This window comes from Flavobacteriales bacterium (assembly GCA_020635795.1).
GTDB lineage: Bacteria > Bacteroidota > Bacteroidia > Flavobacteriales_E > Vicingaceae > Vicingus.
In genome coordinates, this window is the sequence record JACJZD010000001.1 from 753,195 (window position 1) to 767,692 (window position 14,498).

Annotated in this window: 15 protein-coding genes; 2 read left to right on the plus strand and 13 right to left on the minus strand. The window is 32.1% G+C overall.

Going from position 1 to position 14,498, the window contains the following annotated elements:
• Positions 1–19 precede the first annotated feature (19 nt).
• Positions 20–1,555: a SulP family inorganic anion transporter gene (locus tag H6589_03240; protein MCB9173598.1), complete on the minus strand. Its 1,536-nt coding sequence runs from the start codon at positions 1,553–1,555 to the stop codon at positions 20–22.
• Between the two features lie 107 nt (positions 1,556–1,662).
• Between H6589_03240 and H6589_03245 the strand changes: the two genes are divergently transcribed.
• On the plus strand, positions 1,663–2,337 hold the full coding sequence (locus tag H6589_03245; protein ID MCB9173599.1) for a TetR/AcrR family transcriptional regulator: 675 nt from the start codon (positions 1,663–1,665) through the stop codon (positions 2,335–2,337).
• A gap of 38 nt (positions 2,338–2,375) precedes the next feature.
• Here H6589_03245 and H6589_03250 read toward each other — a convergent pair whose 3' ends face one another.
• The 9 genes from H6589_03250 to H6589_03290 all read right to left on the minus strand — a co-directional run bounded on the left by H6589_03250 (position 2,376) and on the right by H6589_03290 (position 10,955).
• The gene (locus H6589_03250) at positions 2,376–3,896 is read right to left on the minus strand and encodes a bifunctional GNAT family N-acetyltransferase/carbon-nitrogen hydrolase family protein (protein ID MCB9173600.1); all 1,521 of its coding nucleotides are present in this window, start codon (positions 3,894–3,896) and stop codon (positions 2,376–2,378) included.
• Positions 3,897–3,939: 43 nt separating this feature from the next.
• Positions 3,940–4,359, minus strand: coding sequence for a hypothetical protein (locus H6589_03255; GenBank protein ID MCB9173601.1), 420 nt, complete (start codon positions 4,357–4,359; stop codon positions 3,940–3,942).
• A gap of 254 nt (positions 4,360–4,613) precedes the next feature.
• Entirely contained in the window at positions 4,614–5,252 is a 639-nt protein-coding gene (locus H6589_03260) for a hypothetical protein (protein ID MCB9173602.1), read from the minus strand.
• Positions 5,253–5,324: 72 nt separating this feature from the next.
• A complete protein-coding gene (gene rfaD, locus H6589_03265; protein MCB9173603.1) occupies positions 5,325–6,290 on the minus strand; it encodes an ADP-glyceromanno-heptose 6-epimerase in 966 nt (321 codons plus the stop codon).
• Between the two features lie 60 nt (positions 6,291–6,350).
• Entirely contained in the window at positions 6,351–7,190 is an 840-nt protein-coding gene (locus tag H6589_03270) for a 1,4-dihydroxy-6-naphthoate synthase (protein MCB9173604.1), read from the minus strand.
• A complete protein-coding gene (bioD, locus tag H6589_03275; protein MCB9173605.1) occupies positions 7,191–7,799 on the minus strand; it encodes a dethiobiotin synthase in 609 nt (202 codons plus the stop codon). It lies immediately after the preceding gene.
• Entirely contained in the window at positions 7,796–8,902 is a 1,107-nt protein-coding gene (locus H6589_03280) for a pyridoxal phosphate-dependent aminotransferase family protein (GenBank protein ID MCB9173606.1), read from the minus strand. Before H6589_03280 ends, bioD begins: the two co-directional genes overlap by 4 nt.
• A 119-nt stretch (positions 8,903–9,021) precedes the next feature.
• Positions 9,022–10,158: a biotin synthase BioB gene (gene bioB, locus H6589_03285; GenBank protein ID MCB9173607.1), complete on the minus strand. Its 1,137-nt coding sequence runs from the start codon at positions 10,156–10,158 to the stop codon at positions 9,022–9,024.
• Between the two features lie 74 nt (positions 10,159–10,232).
• The gene (locus H6589_03290; GenBank protein ID MCB9173608.1) at positions 10,233–10,955 is read right to left on the minus strand and encodes a hypothetical protein; all 723 of its coding nucleotides are present in this window, start codon (positions 10,953–10,955) and stop codon (positions 10,233–10,235) included.
• Positions 10,956–11,062: 107 nt separating this feature from the next.
• Here H6589_03290 and trmD point away from each other — a divergent pair, with 107 nt between their 5' ends.
• Complete coding sequence (gene trmD, locus H6589_03295) at positions 11,063–11,737, plus strand: tRNA (guanosine(37)-N1)-methyltransferase TrmD (protein ID MCB9173609.1); 675 nt, start codon at positions 11,063–11,065, stop codon at positions 11,735–11,737.
• Positions 11,738–11,798: 61 nt separating this feature from the next.
• Here trmD and H6589_03300 read toward each other — a convergent pair whose 3' ends face one another.
• The 3 genes from H6589_03300 to H6589_03310 form a co-directional block, all read right to left on the minus strand.
• Positions 11,799–11,993, minus strand: a complete 195-nt coding sequence (locus H6589_03300; protein ID MCB9173610.1) for a membrane or secreted protein — start codon at positions 11,991–11,993, stop codon at positions 11,799–11,801.
• A gap of 22 nt (positions 11,994–12,015) precedes the next feature.
• A complete protein-coding gene (locus H6589_03305; GenBank protein ID MCB9173611.1) occupies positions 12,016–13,512 on the minus strand; it encodes a polysaccharide biosynthesis C-terminal domain-containing protein in 1,497 nt (498 codons plus the stop codon).
• Between the two features lie 72 nt (positions 13,513–13,584).
• A complete protein-coding gene (locus H6589_03310; protein MCB9173612.1) occupies positions 13,585–14,370 on the minus strand; it encodes an inositol monophosphatase in 786 nt (261 codons plus the stop codon).
• Between the last annotated feature and the right edge of the window lie 128 nt (positions 14,371–14,498).

Below are 14,498 nucleotides of genomic sequence, written 5' to 3' on the forward strand. Positions count from 1 at the left end.
TGTAAATTTTTATTGTTTTTTAATTAATAGTTATGCCTTTTACAGTTACGGTTATTCCTTTTGTTTTAGCACTTACCATGTAGTTTTGAATAATTTCAATTACATCAAAATGAATGCTTTTTGTACTGGTACCATCAATTACAACTGTAGAATTACTAGGAACGTGATTTAACATCTGCAAAATGCTTCCTTTGTTTAAAAAGGTTACTTCTTCTGATAAAGTTACAACGTGTTCTTCACCTTCTTTTTTTTCATTTTTTAGGATGTAAAAAGGGTTTTTAAAGTTGTTACGTAAAATATAAAATATTGCGAATACCATTCCTATTGCAATACCTTTTAAAAGGTCGGTGAACAGAATACCAATTATTGTAGCCACAAAAGGAATGAATTGTTCTAAGCCTTGTTTGTAAACCATTTTAAATAAAGCTGGTTTTGCCAACTTATAACCAACAATTAAAAGAATTGAAGCAAGTGTAGCGAGAGGAATCATGTTTAATAGTGCAGGAATAGTAATGGCGCAAATCAATAAAAAGAAACCGTGAATAATTGCCGACATTTTTGTTTTACCACCAAATGAGATGTTTGCAGAACTTCTTACAATAACTTGAGTTAAAGGCAAACCCCCAATTAAACCTGAAATAATATTACCAAACCCTTGAGCCTTTAATTCTCGATTTGTTGGCGTTACTCTTTTATCTGGATCAAGTTTGTCGGTAGCTTCAACACACAATAGTGTTTCTAAACTTGCTACTATTGCTAAAACAAATGCAATAACATAAACTTGTGGGTTATTAAGTTGAGTAAAATCAGGAAGTGTAAATTGACTTAGAAATTCTCCTACATTAGAAGCTACAGGAATCTGAACTACTTGTTTTCCCGATAAGCTAAATGGAAGAATGTTGTTCTGAAACAAGTAATTAATAAGAATACCTGAAAGCACTGCTACCAAAGGACCATTAATCATTCCAAATACTTTCGATTTTTTCATTAAAACCTGTTCCCAGAAAATTAAAATGAATAGAGATATGATTGAAATAATAATTGCACCAGGTGTTATATAGTTAAGCATGTGGTACAATTCGGAAAAAGTATTTTCTCCATCTGGTTGTATAAAAGCTAAATCGCCTTCAAAATCGGCATCGTAACCAAAAGCATGAGGTATTTGTTTTAGAATAATTAATAATCCAATACCAGAAAGCATCCCTTTAATAACTGATGAAGGGAAGTAGTAAGCAATAGTACCTAGTTTCAAATATCCTAAAATAAGTTGGATAACACCTGCTAGAACTACTGCTAATAAAAAGGTTTCCCATGAGCCTAGCGTGGCGATGGCTCCTAAAACAATAACGGCTAAACCAGCGGCCGGACCACTAACGCCTAATGGTGAGCCACTAGCCATACCTACTACAATACCACCGACAATACCGGCGATAATACCTGAAAATAATGGGGCTCCTGATGCTAATGCAATACCTAAACATAAAGGTAGAGCTACGAAGAATACGACTACACTTGCTGGTAAATCGTTTTTAATGTGTTTAAATAAGTTATTCATAAATTGATTGTTTTTAAAACTTTTGTCAAAAATAGTAATATTATTTAACATGATAGTAATACTATTACAAAAAATATTTTTACCTTTGTTAAAAATTGTTAATCATCATGAATGTATCCGTAAACTTTAAAATGAATGAAAAACTTTTCTTGAGAAATCCAGAAGAGTCGGAATTGGGTAAGCGTATAATACAACATAGCATTATATTAATACACAAAATTGGTTTTGAAGATTTTACATTTAAAAAATTAGCTATTGAAATAGGCACAACAGAAGCCAGTGTGTATCGTTATTTTGAAAACAAACACAGGTTGTTGTTGTATATTGTGGATTGGTATTGGTGTTGGCAGGAGTATAGATTACTTTATGAAACAAATAACATTAGTAACCCTGAAACCAAATTAAAGGTTGCAATTAAATTTATCTCTTCGCCTGTTGAGGATGATTTAACTATTGTTCATGTGAATGAAAAACTGCTTTATGAAATTGTAATGAAGGAAGGAGCAAAGTCGTATTTAACACGACATGTTGCCGAAGACAACTCTAATAAACTTTTTCAGCCGTATAAACAATTGTGTTCACGAATTGCAGATTTAATTTTAGAATACAATCCGAAGTACAAATACCCGAGTTCGTTATCAAGTACCATTGTAGAAATGGCTCACTCACAAAATTTTTATCAGCAAAATTTGCCGTCTTTAACTGATTTTAACACTCTCAAAGACAAGTTTGAGGTATCCGATTTTATCGAAAACTTAGTGTTTTCGAGTATAACAAAGTAAAAAAATAGGCTACAATTTAATTGTAGCCTATTACTGAATCATTTTTTCTTTAATTCAAACAAATCTGTTCTTCGGTCTTTTAAGTTTCGTACACTACCAAACTGATTTAATTCTCTTAATAAATCAATGTCAACATCTGCAATTAAAATCATTTCGGTATTTGGAGTGGCTTCAGCTTTAATACCATTTGCTGGAAAGGCAAAATCACAAGGAGTAAATACCATCGATTGAGCATACTGTATGTCCATGTTATGCACCTTTGGTAAATTACCAACACTACCTGCAATTGCTACATAACATTCATTTTCGATGGCACGTGCTTGAGAACAATTTCTAACTCTTGAATATCCGTTTTGTGTGTCGGTTAAAAATGGTACAAACAAAATATCCATACCTTCATCAGCCAATAATCGGCTTAATTCAGGAAACTCTGAATCGTAACAGATTAAAACGCCAATTTTTCCACAGTCGGTATCAAAAGCTTTAAGCTGAGAGCCTCCTTGTAATCCCCATACTTTGGCTTCATCTGGAGTTACATGTAATTTTTCGTAACGATCCATTGAGCCATCTCGTCTGCACAAATAACCTACATTGTATAGTGTGTCTCCAATCATTTCGGGCATACTGCCTGTTATGATGTTGATGTTATATGAAATAGCTAGATTAGAGAATTTTTGAACAATATACTCGGTATGTTTAGCCAATTCACGAATGGCTTCTGGTTCGGTTAAATGGTTGTTCTCAGCCATTAAAGGTGCGTTAAAGAACTCTGGAAATAAGGCAAAATCAGAACGGTAACCAGAAACAGCGTCGATAAAATATTCGGCATGTTGCATCAATTCCTCTAAACTCTCATAAGGACGCATTTGCCATTGTATCAAACCTAAACGCACTACTTTTTTATTGATGGAAGGTTTCTTTCTTTTCTTTTCGTAATAAAGGTTATCCCATTTTAATAAAACAGCATAATCGTTTGAGTGTTCATCGCCTTCTAAGTAATTTTTTAAGATTTTTGATGGGTAGAAATCATTAGAAATTTGAAAATTAAAAACTGGGTCGTGAATCTCTTTTAATCGAACTTTTTCAATGTATTGTTTTGGTGTTAGCTCATTTGCGTATTTATGATAGTTTGGAATTCTACCACCAAAAGCAATCCCTTTTAAGTTTAATCGTTCGCACAATTCTTTTCTGTAATCGTACAAACGACGAGCTAAACGTAACCCTCTAAACTCTGGTTTTATAAAAACATCTATGCCATAAAGCATATCGCCATTGTTATCGTGAGTATCGAATTTATAATTACCTGTAATATCCTTATAGGTGTGTTTATCATCAAAAGCTTCAGAATCTACAATAATGGACAAAGCACAACCAGCAATTTTGTTGTTTGCTTTTATTACAATTTGTCCTTCAGGGAATTTATCAATTAAGGTTTTTATTTGATGTTCTTTCCAATACGCATCAGGCATACTTGAATATGCTTCAATCATCGCTTCTTTCAATTCTTGGTAATCGTTAAGCGTTAAATAACTTAACTCTACATTTTCTATTTCTTGCATAAAATTTTATGATATTTTTTGTAAAACTACACTTAATTGTAGTTTATTGGTGTTGTAATAAATGTTGAATTTTTTGTTCTTTTTCTCTTCTTTCGAACGAATAAGTATTGGTGTTTAAGTCTAACACCTTATACATTTCGAGCGTTTTGGTTAAAATAGATTTACCTTTCGCTGTATCTTGTTTTAGGGTGTGTTCGCCCATTTCAACAAAATATTCGATAAGAGTTTCGAGATGTGGAGGAGGTATTTTTTTTTCTAATAAATAGGAGGTGAGTTGTTGTGGAGAAATTTCTAAAATGAGGTCAACATCAATATCAAGTTCAGTTTTTAGTTGTTGATTGGTTTGCTCAAATGCTAAATCGGAATTAGGAGCATTTTTTAAACTTAAAAAATTGCCTAAAACTTTACTTAGTGCTTTGCCGAAAATTTCTAATTGATCTTTAATTAAATCGCGTTGTTCCATGTATAGTTTTAAAGTTAAGAAAAATTGGTTGATTTGGAAAGTTGGTTAAGATAATTTTAATGGAATATTGGATTTAACGCACTATCTATGTTTTGTAAGGTGAATTAAAAGCAACTAAATTTTCGTTTAGCTAAGTAATCAAAGCTTTAATTCCTATTTTGCATTTGTTTGTGTCATCACAAATAAAAGAAACACCGTTTGTGGGACACAATCGGCGGCTGAGATTGCTCCATGAAATATAGATGATAGTGGCATTAGTTTAATATTTCTATATATGTCAGATTCTTTCTAGAAGTACCATGATCTTTTTTAATAACTCTAGATACCTCAGAATTTTTATCATATTTAAAAATGAAGAATCCTGAATCTTCAATTGAAATTAGTCGGCTGTTCTTATCATATTCGTATGTAATAAAGTCTAAATTTGCGTAATCTTGTCTCATTACAAGGATGAGTCTGTTTTGACTGTCAAAAGTAAAATGAGTGTTAAAAAATCGAGCTAGATTATCCTCGTCACATGCGTAATGAACCGTATGATACTTAATAGAGTCAGAGTAATTCATTTTTCCTTTATATCGCCAGAAACATTTACCTTGATAGTTGTAAATAGCAAATGAATCACAATTTAATTTCCATTCAGTAGTATCAGGGAAGTCACAAATTTCAAAGTCAAAACCTATCCTGTTTTCATAGCTGTCTTTATTTAATAATAGTTTTGAAAGATGCTTCGGCGTTATCTTCTCTTCAGTGTTAAGAATTGCGATAGTATCAGTTTTAGTAACATCTTTAAAAATCTTTTTTTGTACTTTATGCAGAACAATATAAACAGTCCGTTTCTGTCCAACTAGTGTAAATGGAATAATGAAAATTAATATGATTAGAATATTTCTCATTAATTTGATACCAATATCTAAATAAAAACAATTGCTTTTATCCGCACTATAAATTTAACTTAAATGTTGGAATTAATAATTTTTTCCCGAAACTAAATAATTCTTCACATAATCCTCAACGCCTTCTTCCAATGTATGAAAAGGTTTATTGTAACCAATTCCTTTTAGTTTGTTCATGTTGGCTTCGGTAAAGTATTGGTACTTATCACGAATGTCTTCTGGCGTTGGTACAAAACTAATGTTTGGCTCTTTTCCCATTGCTTTAAAGGTGTTTTTTACCAAGTCTAAAAAAGTACGCGCTTTACCTGAACCTAAGTTGTACAATCCTGAGTTTTTTCTATGTTCCAATAAAAACATACACACATTTACTACATCTTTAACGTAAACAAAGTCACGTAGTTGTTCACCATCTTTAAAATCAGGGTTGTGCGAAGCAAACAATTTCATTGCTCCAGTCTGGTTTATTTGATTAAAAGCATGAAAAATAACCGATGCCATTCTACCTTTATGGTATTCGTTAGGTCCATATACATTAAAAAACTTTAAACCAGCCCAGAAATAAGGCTGTTTTTCTTGTGCTAAAGCCCACTTGTCGAAATCGTTTTTAGAATCTCCGTAAGGGTTTAAAGGTTTTAGTTTGTTTACAATATCGTGGTTGTCGTCGTAACCAAACTCACCTAAACCATAAGTTGCAGCAGATGAAGCATAAACTAATGGCAAACCATGTTTTACACACAAATTCCAAATGTCTTTGGTGTAGTTTAAGTTTAGTTTATCAAATATTTTGGTGTCAAATTCGGTGGTATCGGTTCTGGCTCCAATATGAAAAATAAACTGAACCAATTGTTGGTTTTCTTCTAACCAAGGAATGAATTCTTCTCTGTCAACTTTTTGAGTATAGGTCTTGCCTTCAAAATTTTTGTTTTTTTCAGGGTTAGAAAAATCATCAACTAAAACAATGTCTTTATAACCTTCTTGATTTAGCTTACTTACTAAACAACTTGCAATAAAACCTGCTGCACCTGTTACTATTATCATACTTAAAGTTAAAAGTTAAAAGTTAAAAGTTAAAAGTTAAAAGTTAAAAGTGGTTTACAATTAACCATTAACAAATAACGGATTTACAATGTTTGGAATAATCCCTTTTTCTTGTGCTAAATTAAACATTTTTGTAATGGCTGATTTACCTTCAATACCTAAATCTACAGAGTATTTATTGACATATAACTCAACATGTTGCATCATCACTTTTTTGTCCATTTCTTGAGCATTACATTGCATATACTCTAATGGAGACTCAGGGTTTTCAAAAGCGTATTCGATGCTTTTACGAAGTAATTTATTTACTTTTTGAATGGTTTCTACTGGTAAATGTCGCTTTATTACAATGCCTCCTAATGGAATTAAATTTCCGGTTGTTTGCTCCCAATATTCGCCTAAATCTATTATTTTTTCCAATCCTTTTTCTTGATACGTAAACCTGTTTTCATGGATAATTAATCCAGCATCAACTTTGCCTGTTAGCACAGCATTTTCAATGTCAGAAAACAACATTTCTACTTTATTAGTAGCTTCGGGATGAGCGATACTCAACAAGAAATTAGCAGTGGTGTATTTTCCTGGAATAGCTATTTTTAGTGTGGTGTGTGAAGTGTGGTGTGTGGTGGGTTTGGAAATCAGTAATGGACCACAACCTTTTCCTAAAGCACTTCCAGCATCTAGTAATACATAGTTTTCGGTTAAATATCCATAGGCGTGATAGCTTAGTTTGGTGATGTCTAATTCGTTATTAAAAGCCTTTTGATTCAAGTCTTCCACATCGCCTAAATAAACTTCAAAATCTAACCCTTCTGTATCTATTTTATGATGGACTAATGCATCAAAAATAAAGGTGTCGTTAGGGCAAGGGGAAAAACCTATGGTTAATTTATTGCTCATTTATAGACCGATTTGATTTTTGTAACTCAATACCATTTCTTTCGTAATTTCTTGGTGTTGTTGTATTCTACCAAGAAATTGCACCTTAGTATAATTTAAAATAAAAGATTCAGTCTCTTTGTTTTCTTCACCGTTAAAGATAATTCCTTTTACTTTTAACTTTCTCGCTTTCAAACTTTCTATACTAAGTAAAGTATGGTTAATACTACCCAAATAATTTTGAGAAACCAAAATAACTTCAGCATCTAATTTTGCAATCAAATCAATAATTAAATCTTTATCATTTAATGGAACCATTAATCCTCCAGCACCTTCAATAATAAGGTTGTTTTGAGTTTTTGGTAAAATAATATTATTCAAATCAATAGTAACTTTATCCAATTTTGCAGCAGCGTGTGGCGACATGGGCTGATTTAAACGATAAGCTTCGGGATGAATGATAGTTTTCTGATTAGAAATCAAATTCTGAACCTTTAAACTATCAGAAGTATCCAAATCTCCCGATTGTATTGGTTTCCAATAGTCAGCTTCTAACGCTTCGGTTAAAATGGCTGAAACCACGGTTTTACCAATGTTGGTTCCTATTCCTGTTATAAAATATTTCTTCATTTTTCCTTATTTATCACTTTAATTAGTTGATCTATCTGCTCTTTGGTATTGAAGCTATGCAAGCAAATTCTTAAACGTTCTTTTCCTTTTGGAACTGTTGGCGATAAAATAGGGCGAACATCAAAACCATGTATTTGAATTTTTTTGGCTAGTTGTTTCACTTCGGTGTTGCCAGGGATAATGAGGCAATGAATAGCACTAAATGAACTGGGTGATGAGTGACGTGTAGTGAGTGATGAGTTTTTGAAATAGTGGATTAACTCCTTCAATTCATCAATTCTTGAAAGGTGTTGAAGTAAAAATTCGTGAGCATTTTTTATGGTTAAAATATTAGTTAAAGGTAGGGCAGTGGTATAAATAAATGCTCTTGAATAATTGATTAAATATTCTTTTAATGATTTGCTTCCAAGCACAGCAGCACCATGTCCGCCAAAAGCTTTTCCAAATGTTATTACTCGTGCAAAAACATTGTTTTCTAAATTTAGTTCAGCAACTAACCCTAAACCATTCCCGAAAATACCAACAGCATGAGCTTCGTCAACTATTAAAGCTGCGTTGTATTTTTTACAAAGTTGAGTAATTTCTTGAAGTGGTGCTTGGTCGCCATCCATAGAGTAAATGGATTCAACTACAATATAAATTAGGCCTGAGGCTTGTTTTAACTTGTTTTCAAGAGCATCTAAATTATTGTGTTCAAACGAAAAATTTTTGGCATTGCTCAATTTTATACCATCACGAATAGAAGCATGAATGTATTCATCGTAAATAATAGTGTCGGTTCGTAGTGGTAAACATTGGAACAACCCCACATTGGCATTGTAACCCGAGTTAAAAATTAAAGCAGCTTCTGTTTTGTAGAAGTTTGCTAAATAATTTTCAACTTCTTCGGTAATGACATGGTTACCAGAAATTAATCGAGAACCTGTTGCACCATAATTTTCGAAATGATGATTGAGTTGATGTATAGCCGATTCTTTCGCGAAACCCAAATAATCGTTAGAACAAAAATCAACCAACTGTTGATTCGTTTTTAGTTCACGAAAAGCATTCTCTTTTTTTCGTTTATCAAGCTGTTGTTGAATATGTTGAAGCTGATCTTTCAATTTTTAGGTGATTTGATTCATTGTCTATTTAAGTAAAAAGACACTTCGACAAGCTCAGTGTGACAATACGACTAATGTCAAGCTTTAATTAGTATTGACATTTCTCCCCTTCGGGGAAATTAAGAGGGGCTATTCTCTTTCAAAACCTTTCTCGCTTCTTTTCCTTTTTCCGTTGCTTGTACATTACGTTCAATAACGTGTCCCGGTCTGCTCCATTTTTCGACATCAATATTGCTGTCATCCTGAGCTTGTCGAAGGATAGGTTGGTCTTTTCTAATTTTTACTTTACCAGTATTGTCTTTTTGTTTTTCAGTAGGAGTTAAGCCTAACAAACTAAACAACTGCATATCTTCATTGTCGCCTGGGTTAGGAGTCGTTAACAATTTGTCTCCTGCAAAAATTGAACTTGCACCTGCCATAAAGCACAGAGCTTGTCCTTCTTTACTCATTTGTGTTCTTCCTGCTGATAAACGTACGGTACTTTTTGGGAAAACAATACGAGTGGTAGCTATCATTCTAACCACGTCCCAAATCGGCACAATTTCTTGTTCTTCTAAAGGTGTTCCTTCAACTGGAACCAACGCATTGATTGGAATAGATTCAGGTGCTTCGCTTAATTTTAATAAACCCATTAACATACCAATTCGGTCGTTAACGGTTTCGCCCATACCAATAATACCACCTGAACACACTTTTAATGAGCTTTTACGTACGTTTTCTAATGTTTTTATTCTGTCGTTAAAACCACGTGTAGAAATAACTTCTTTATAATATTCTTCTGATGTGTCAATGTTGTGGTTATAGTAATGCAATCCAGCTTCTGCTAAACGTGTTGCTTGATTTTCGGTAACCATACCAAGAGTACAACAAACTTCCATATTCATTGCACTTAATCCTTTTACCATTTCAATTACTTGGTCAAAATCTTCTCCATCTTGAACATTTCTCCAAGCAGCACCCATACAAACTCTCGATGAACCAGTAGCTTTTGCAGCTTCAGCTTTCGCTAAAACTTCATCCAGAGGCATTAAATTGTTTTTTTCTATGTTGGTGTGGTAACGTGCAGCTTGCGGACAATAACCACAATCTTCAGGGCAACCACCTGTTTTTATCGAAATTAATTTACTTACTTGAATTTTTAATGGATCGTGATATTCTCTATGAACTTTAGCAGCATCATAAATCAATTCCATTAGAGGTTTGTTATAAATATTCAGAATTTCTTCTTTTGTCCAGTTGCTTCTAATTTCTGCCATATTGCTTAAAATTTGAATTACAAAAATAATTATTAAACTGTGAACTACGAAAGTTAAAAGTATAAAGTAGGGAGTTAATTTATTAGTTGCTTAATTTTTTCATCTTTGCCTTTATATTCAACTTTTATTTTTACAGATTGTAGAATTTTATAGAAATTTAATGACCCATTAGTATTAGATGATTGATCTTTTAGATTGAATTTAATAAAAATTCCACCCACACAGAAAGTAGACACAATGTAACTTCTGTTTAATGAATAGTTTAGAATTGAATATTTTCCTACGGAATTTTGATGTTCAGTTATATTGGAAAATTTATAATCTGGAGATTGAGATTTTAGCTCATCTTTAAAGTTTAGTATTAAATCTTTACTTGAACATTTTTCAGATAAATACGATTTGAATATATCCATGTGTGTATAAACAGATAGTATTAGGCTGTCAATGTCACGCAATGTATCGACTCTTGAAATCCACTCAAAATATAATGAGTCAGGCTCTTTAATTGTCTCACTACTTGGATTTGTAAAGAATGAATAACCTTGTGATTCACATCCTAAACAATCACTTTTATAATGATTATATTTTTTGATGGAATAAGTTTTAGGTAAATTAAAGTTAATAGAAACTAATAAAGTATCAACTGAGTTTAATTTACCATTCTCCGTAAAATCCCAAATTTTTATTTTAAATTGAAGTTTTTCCTTATTTACTGTTTTAGAATATTGATACTCTCCAATTATTTTTAGAATCGGAATTGTAATTAATAATAATATGAATAGATACCTGAATTTCATTATCTAAAAATAACTAAAAAGATGCTTCGACAGGCTCAGCATGACAAAATTATAAAATAATTCCTCCCTATCGGGGAGGTTAGGAGGGGCTTTCGTACTTTTGCATTATGCGAATAGACATTATAACTGTTTTACCAGAGTTGTTAGAAAGCCCTTTTAATACTTCGATATTGAAAAGAGCTCAAGATAAAGGTTTGGTAGAAGTTGTTATACATAATTTGAGAGATTATTCTACCAATAAACAAAAGAGTGTTGACGATTACGCTTTTGGTGGTGGGGCAGGTATGGTGATGCAAATACAACCCATTGCCGATTGTATTGAAAAATTAAAAGCCGAAAGAACGTACGACGAAATTATATACATGACTCCTGATGGAGAAACCATGAAACAAGGTATGGTAAATACACTTTCGTTGAAAGAAAATATAATGATTTTAGCTGGGCATTACAAAGGTGTCGACCAACGTGTACGGGATTTATTTATTACCAGAGAAATATCTATTGGAGATTTTGTGTTAACGGGAGGTGAGCTGCCAGCAGCCATTTTAGCCGATGCCATAATTCGATTAATTCCAGGTGTAATTAGCGATGAAACTTCTGCGTTAACCGATTCTTTTCAAGATAATTTATTAGCGCCGCCCGTTTATACTCGACCTGAAGAATATAGAGGATTAAAAGTGCCTTCGATTTTATTAGGAGGCGACCATAAAAAAATAGAAGCTTGGCGTGAAGAGGAGGCTTTTAAAAGAACTCAAGAAAGAAGACCAGATTTACTTGATTAGTTGTTGGTGTATTGTTCATAGTGTATAGAGTTACAATACACGATACACTAATAACGATAAACTATTTTTCGTCACTCTTACATTGTTCTTCGGGTAGTGCACCACAAAAACCACAAGGCTCGCCATCTTTATTTAAAACTGAATTGGTACTTGCACAAGTTTTATCAAAACGACCACCTTTTTTAAAGATAATTTTTACAGCCATACCAAATACGCCAATTCCAAGAATTCCTATAACTAAAAGGGCTAATTTCATGTTGATTTATGTTTGTGCAAATTTAATGTTTTTTAGTTATTCCTAGGTATTGAAAAGTAGAGACAATTAATTTATTAAACTCTAAAGAAATATTTAAAACATAAACTGATGGAAAAAATAGGATTAAAATAATGAACGATCTTGTTCCCACATTTAGAATAATATGATTGAAATCGGGTATTAAGTTTACAATGAAGTAGATAATTATACTGATTATCAAAATCAAAAATGATTTATTCGTAAAAGGAAGTAGTTTATAATTCTTATAAAGAACGATAAGGTAAATTGATAATACTATAAGTGTTGAAATTAAAGTCGCTAAAGCAGCTCCTACAATACCCATAATTGGTATTAATAGATAATCGGTTACAATAAGTAATAAAATTAGTAAGATGTTTATATAAAAAATGAGTTTATAATATTTAGAAAAGTTGATTATAATACCATTAATACCTACAGAGATTTCAAAAAGTTTAGCCAAACAAATAAATAATAATACATATTTAGCCTGAGTGTATTCAGTGGGCAACAATTCAAAAAGACTGTCAACATTTAGCCATATCACCAAAAAAATAAACATTCCGATTAGTAAGAGATTGTTTGAACTTTTTTTGTAAAAATCGTTGATTTTTACCAAGTCGTTGTTTTTCCAAGCTTCAGAAATAGAAGTGTTAATTATTCGAGTTAAAGCATTAAATGGTATAACTATTAGGAAACTAACATAAAATGCAACAGAATAAAATGCAACACCTTCCAAGCCAGTTTTGTCAATTGAACCTATTACAAGAGAATCGATTGAAGCAGCCATACCAGTTATACCACTACCAAACATGGTTAATACTCCAAAGAATAGAATTTCTTTAATTGTTTTTAGATCAAATTTTTTAAAGTTTGGAAGTATAAAAAATTCTTTTATGTACATCAAATAAAGAAGCTCAAACAATATTAAAAGACCGTAAGTATTAACATATCCAAAGATAAACTCATTAAAATTTATTACTTTGAAATAATAGAGTATAATTAATATTAACCAAAAACATTTTAGTACGATGTTATCTAAAAAATTATAGAAAACGCTTTTATGTAATGCTTTTAAGTATGAATCAAAAACATTTAAATAGATAATATAAAATGTTAAAATGATAGTGTATCCATAATATTCAGAGAACAAACTAGAGTTGGTACTGTAATAACTAATAATGCTAGGTTTAAAAAAGAAGCTTACAATTAAAAAAATTAGATACCCTATAAAAGGTATAAGCATTATAAAGAACAGAAAACCATTATTTTGATTTGGTTTATCTTTAAAAAAAGGAAAGAATTTAATAGCGAAACTACTTACTCCAAATGAAAATAACGAGGAGCTCATCATCGCAGCAGAAACAATAACTCTAGTTAAACCAAACTCCGCCGCTGTAAAAATATTAGGAAAAAGTAAAATAGTATTAACGGCACCAATTATTACACCCGCGTAGGACGTAATTAGATTTATCACACCTTGCTTTGCAATAACACCCATAATAATACGAATCTAATAAAGATATTTAATATAGGAGCTAATTTTAGACTGTATAAATAGAAATTAAACCAATCACCCGAAATGATTTTTAACTTTCTCTAATAATTCAGGATAAATATGTGGATTACAAGTGATAATTTCTTTACCAAATAAATAATCATCACCGCCTTTAAAGTCTGCAACCTTACCACCTGCTTGTTGTACAATAAATGCTCCCGCTGCTACATCCCAAGGGTGCAAACTGTATTCGTAAAAGGCATCGAAACGTCCACAGGCAACATAAGCTAAATCTACGGCTGCGGAACCTAAACGACGTAAACCTCTCGAATTTTTCATCAAGTCTTTAAACAAGTTCATGTATTCGTCTTGCTTCTCGTAATCGTAATACGGGAAACCTGTTGCAATTAACGAGTCTTCAAGTGTTAGGATAGAGGTAACTGAAATTTCTTTACCGTTTAAATACGCTTTACTTCCTTCCCAGGCATAAAAAAGTTCGTTTAGGTTTATTTCATAAATAACACCAAGCACCAACTCATTGTTACGTTTTAGACCAATACTGATACAATAACAAGGAACTCCATGAATAAAATTGGTGGTGCCATCGAGTGGATCAATAATCCAATTGTACTTTTCACCAACTTTAGTTGAAGTGCCTTCTTCGGCAATAAAACCAGCTTCTGGAATAAGTTCTGAAAGTCGTTTAACTAATTTTTGCTCTGCAGTTTTATCAACAAAGGTTACCAAGCTGTTTTTCGATTTGGTTTCTACATCGCTTAAAGCAATTTTTTGTGATTGAATGTATGCTCCAACTTCTTTTGCAAGGGCGTTTACTTCAGTACAAACGGTTTCTAAATTCATGGTTGATTTTCTTGTAAAATTACAAAATAAAAAAGCCCCGCAATACTGCGGGACTCTTTTGCACTAACTAAACAACTTACTACTAACTTTCTTTAACCACATAGGAACATAGTTTTTTTGTATCAAAG

Excerpts from the sequence above, each read along its gene's own strand:
- bioD (MCB9173605.1), bottom strand. The coding sequence starts at position 7,799 with ATGAAGAAATATTTTATAACAGGAATAGGAACCAACATTGGTAAAACC.
- H6589_03255 (MCB9173601.1), bottom strand. The coding sequence starts at position 4,359 with ATGGAACAACGCGATTTAATTAAAGATCAATTAGAAATTTTCGGCAAA.
- H6589_03290 (MCB9173608.1), bottom strand. The coding sequence starts at position 10,955 with ATGAAATTCAGGTATCTATTCATATTATTATTAATTACAATTCCGATT.
- H6589_03270 (MCB9173604.1), bottom strand. The coding sequence starts at position 7,190 with ATGAGCAATAAATTAACCATAGGTTTTTCCCCTTGCCCTAACGACACC.
- H6589_03260 (MCB9173602.1), bottom strand. The coding sequence starts at position 5,252 with ATGAGAAATATTCTAATCATATTAATTTTCATTATTCCATTTACACTA.
- H6589_03240 (MCB9173598.1), bottom strand. The coding sequence starts at position 1,555 with ATGAATAACTTATTTAAACACATTAAAAACGATTTACCAGCAAGTGTA.
- H6589_03245 (MCB9173599.1), top strand. The coding sequence starts at position 1,663 with ATGAATGTATCCGTAAACTTTAAAATGAATGAAAAACTTTTCTTGAGA.
- bioB (MCB9173607.1), bottom strand. The coding sequence starts at position 10,158 with ATGGCAGAAATTAGAAGCAACTGGACAAAAGAAGAAATTCTGAATATT.
- H6589_03305 (MCB9173611.1), bottom strand. The coding sequence starts at position 13,512 with ATGGGTGTTATTGCAAAGCAAGGTGTGATAAATCTAATTACGTCCTAC.
- trmD (MCB9173609.1), top strand. The coding sequence starts at position 11,063 with ATGCGAATAGACATTATAACTGTTTTACCAGAGTTGTTAGAAAGCCCT.
- rfaD (MCB9173603.1), bottom strand. The coding sequence starts at position 6,290 with ATGATAATAGTAACAGGTGCAGCAGGTTTTATTGCAAGTTGTTTAGTA.
- H6589_03300 (MCB9173610.1), bottom strand. The coding sequence starts at position 11,993 with ATGAAATTAGCCCTTTTAGTTATAGGAATTCTTGGAATTGGCGTATTT.
- H6589_03310 (MCB9173612.1), bottom strand. The coding sequence starts at position 14,370 with ATGAATTTAGAAACCGTTTGTACTGAAGTAAACGCCCTTGCAAAAGAA.
- H6589_03250 (MCB9173600.1), bottom strand. The coding sequence starts at position 3,896 with ATGCAAGAAATAGAAAATGTAGAGTTAAGTTATTTAACGCTTAACGAT.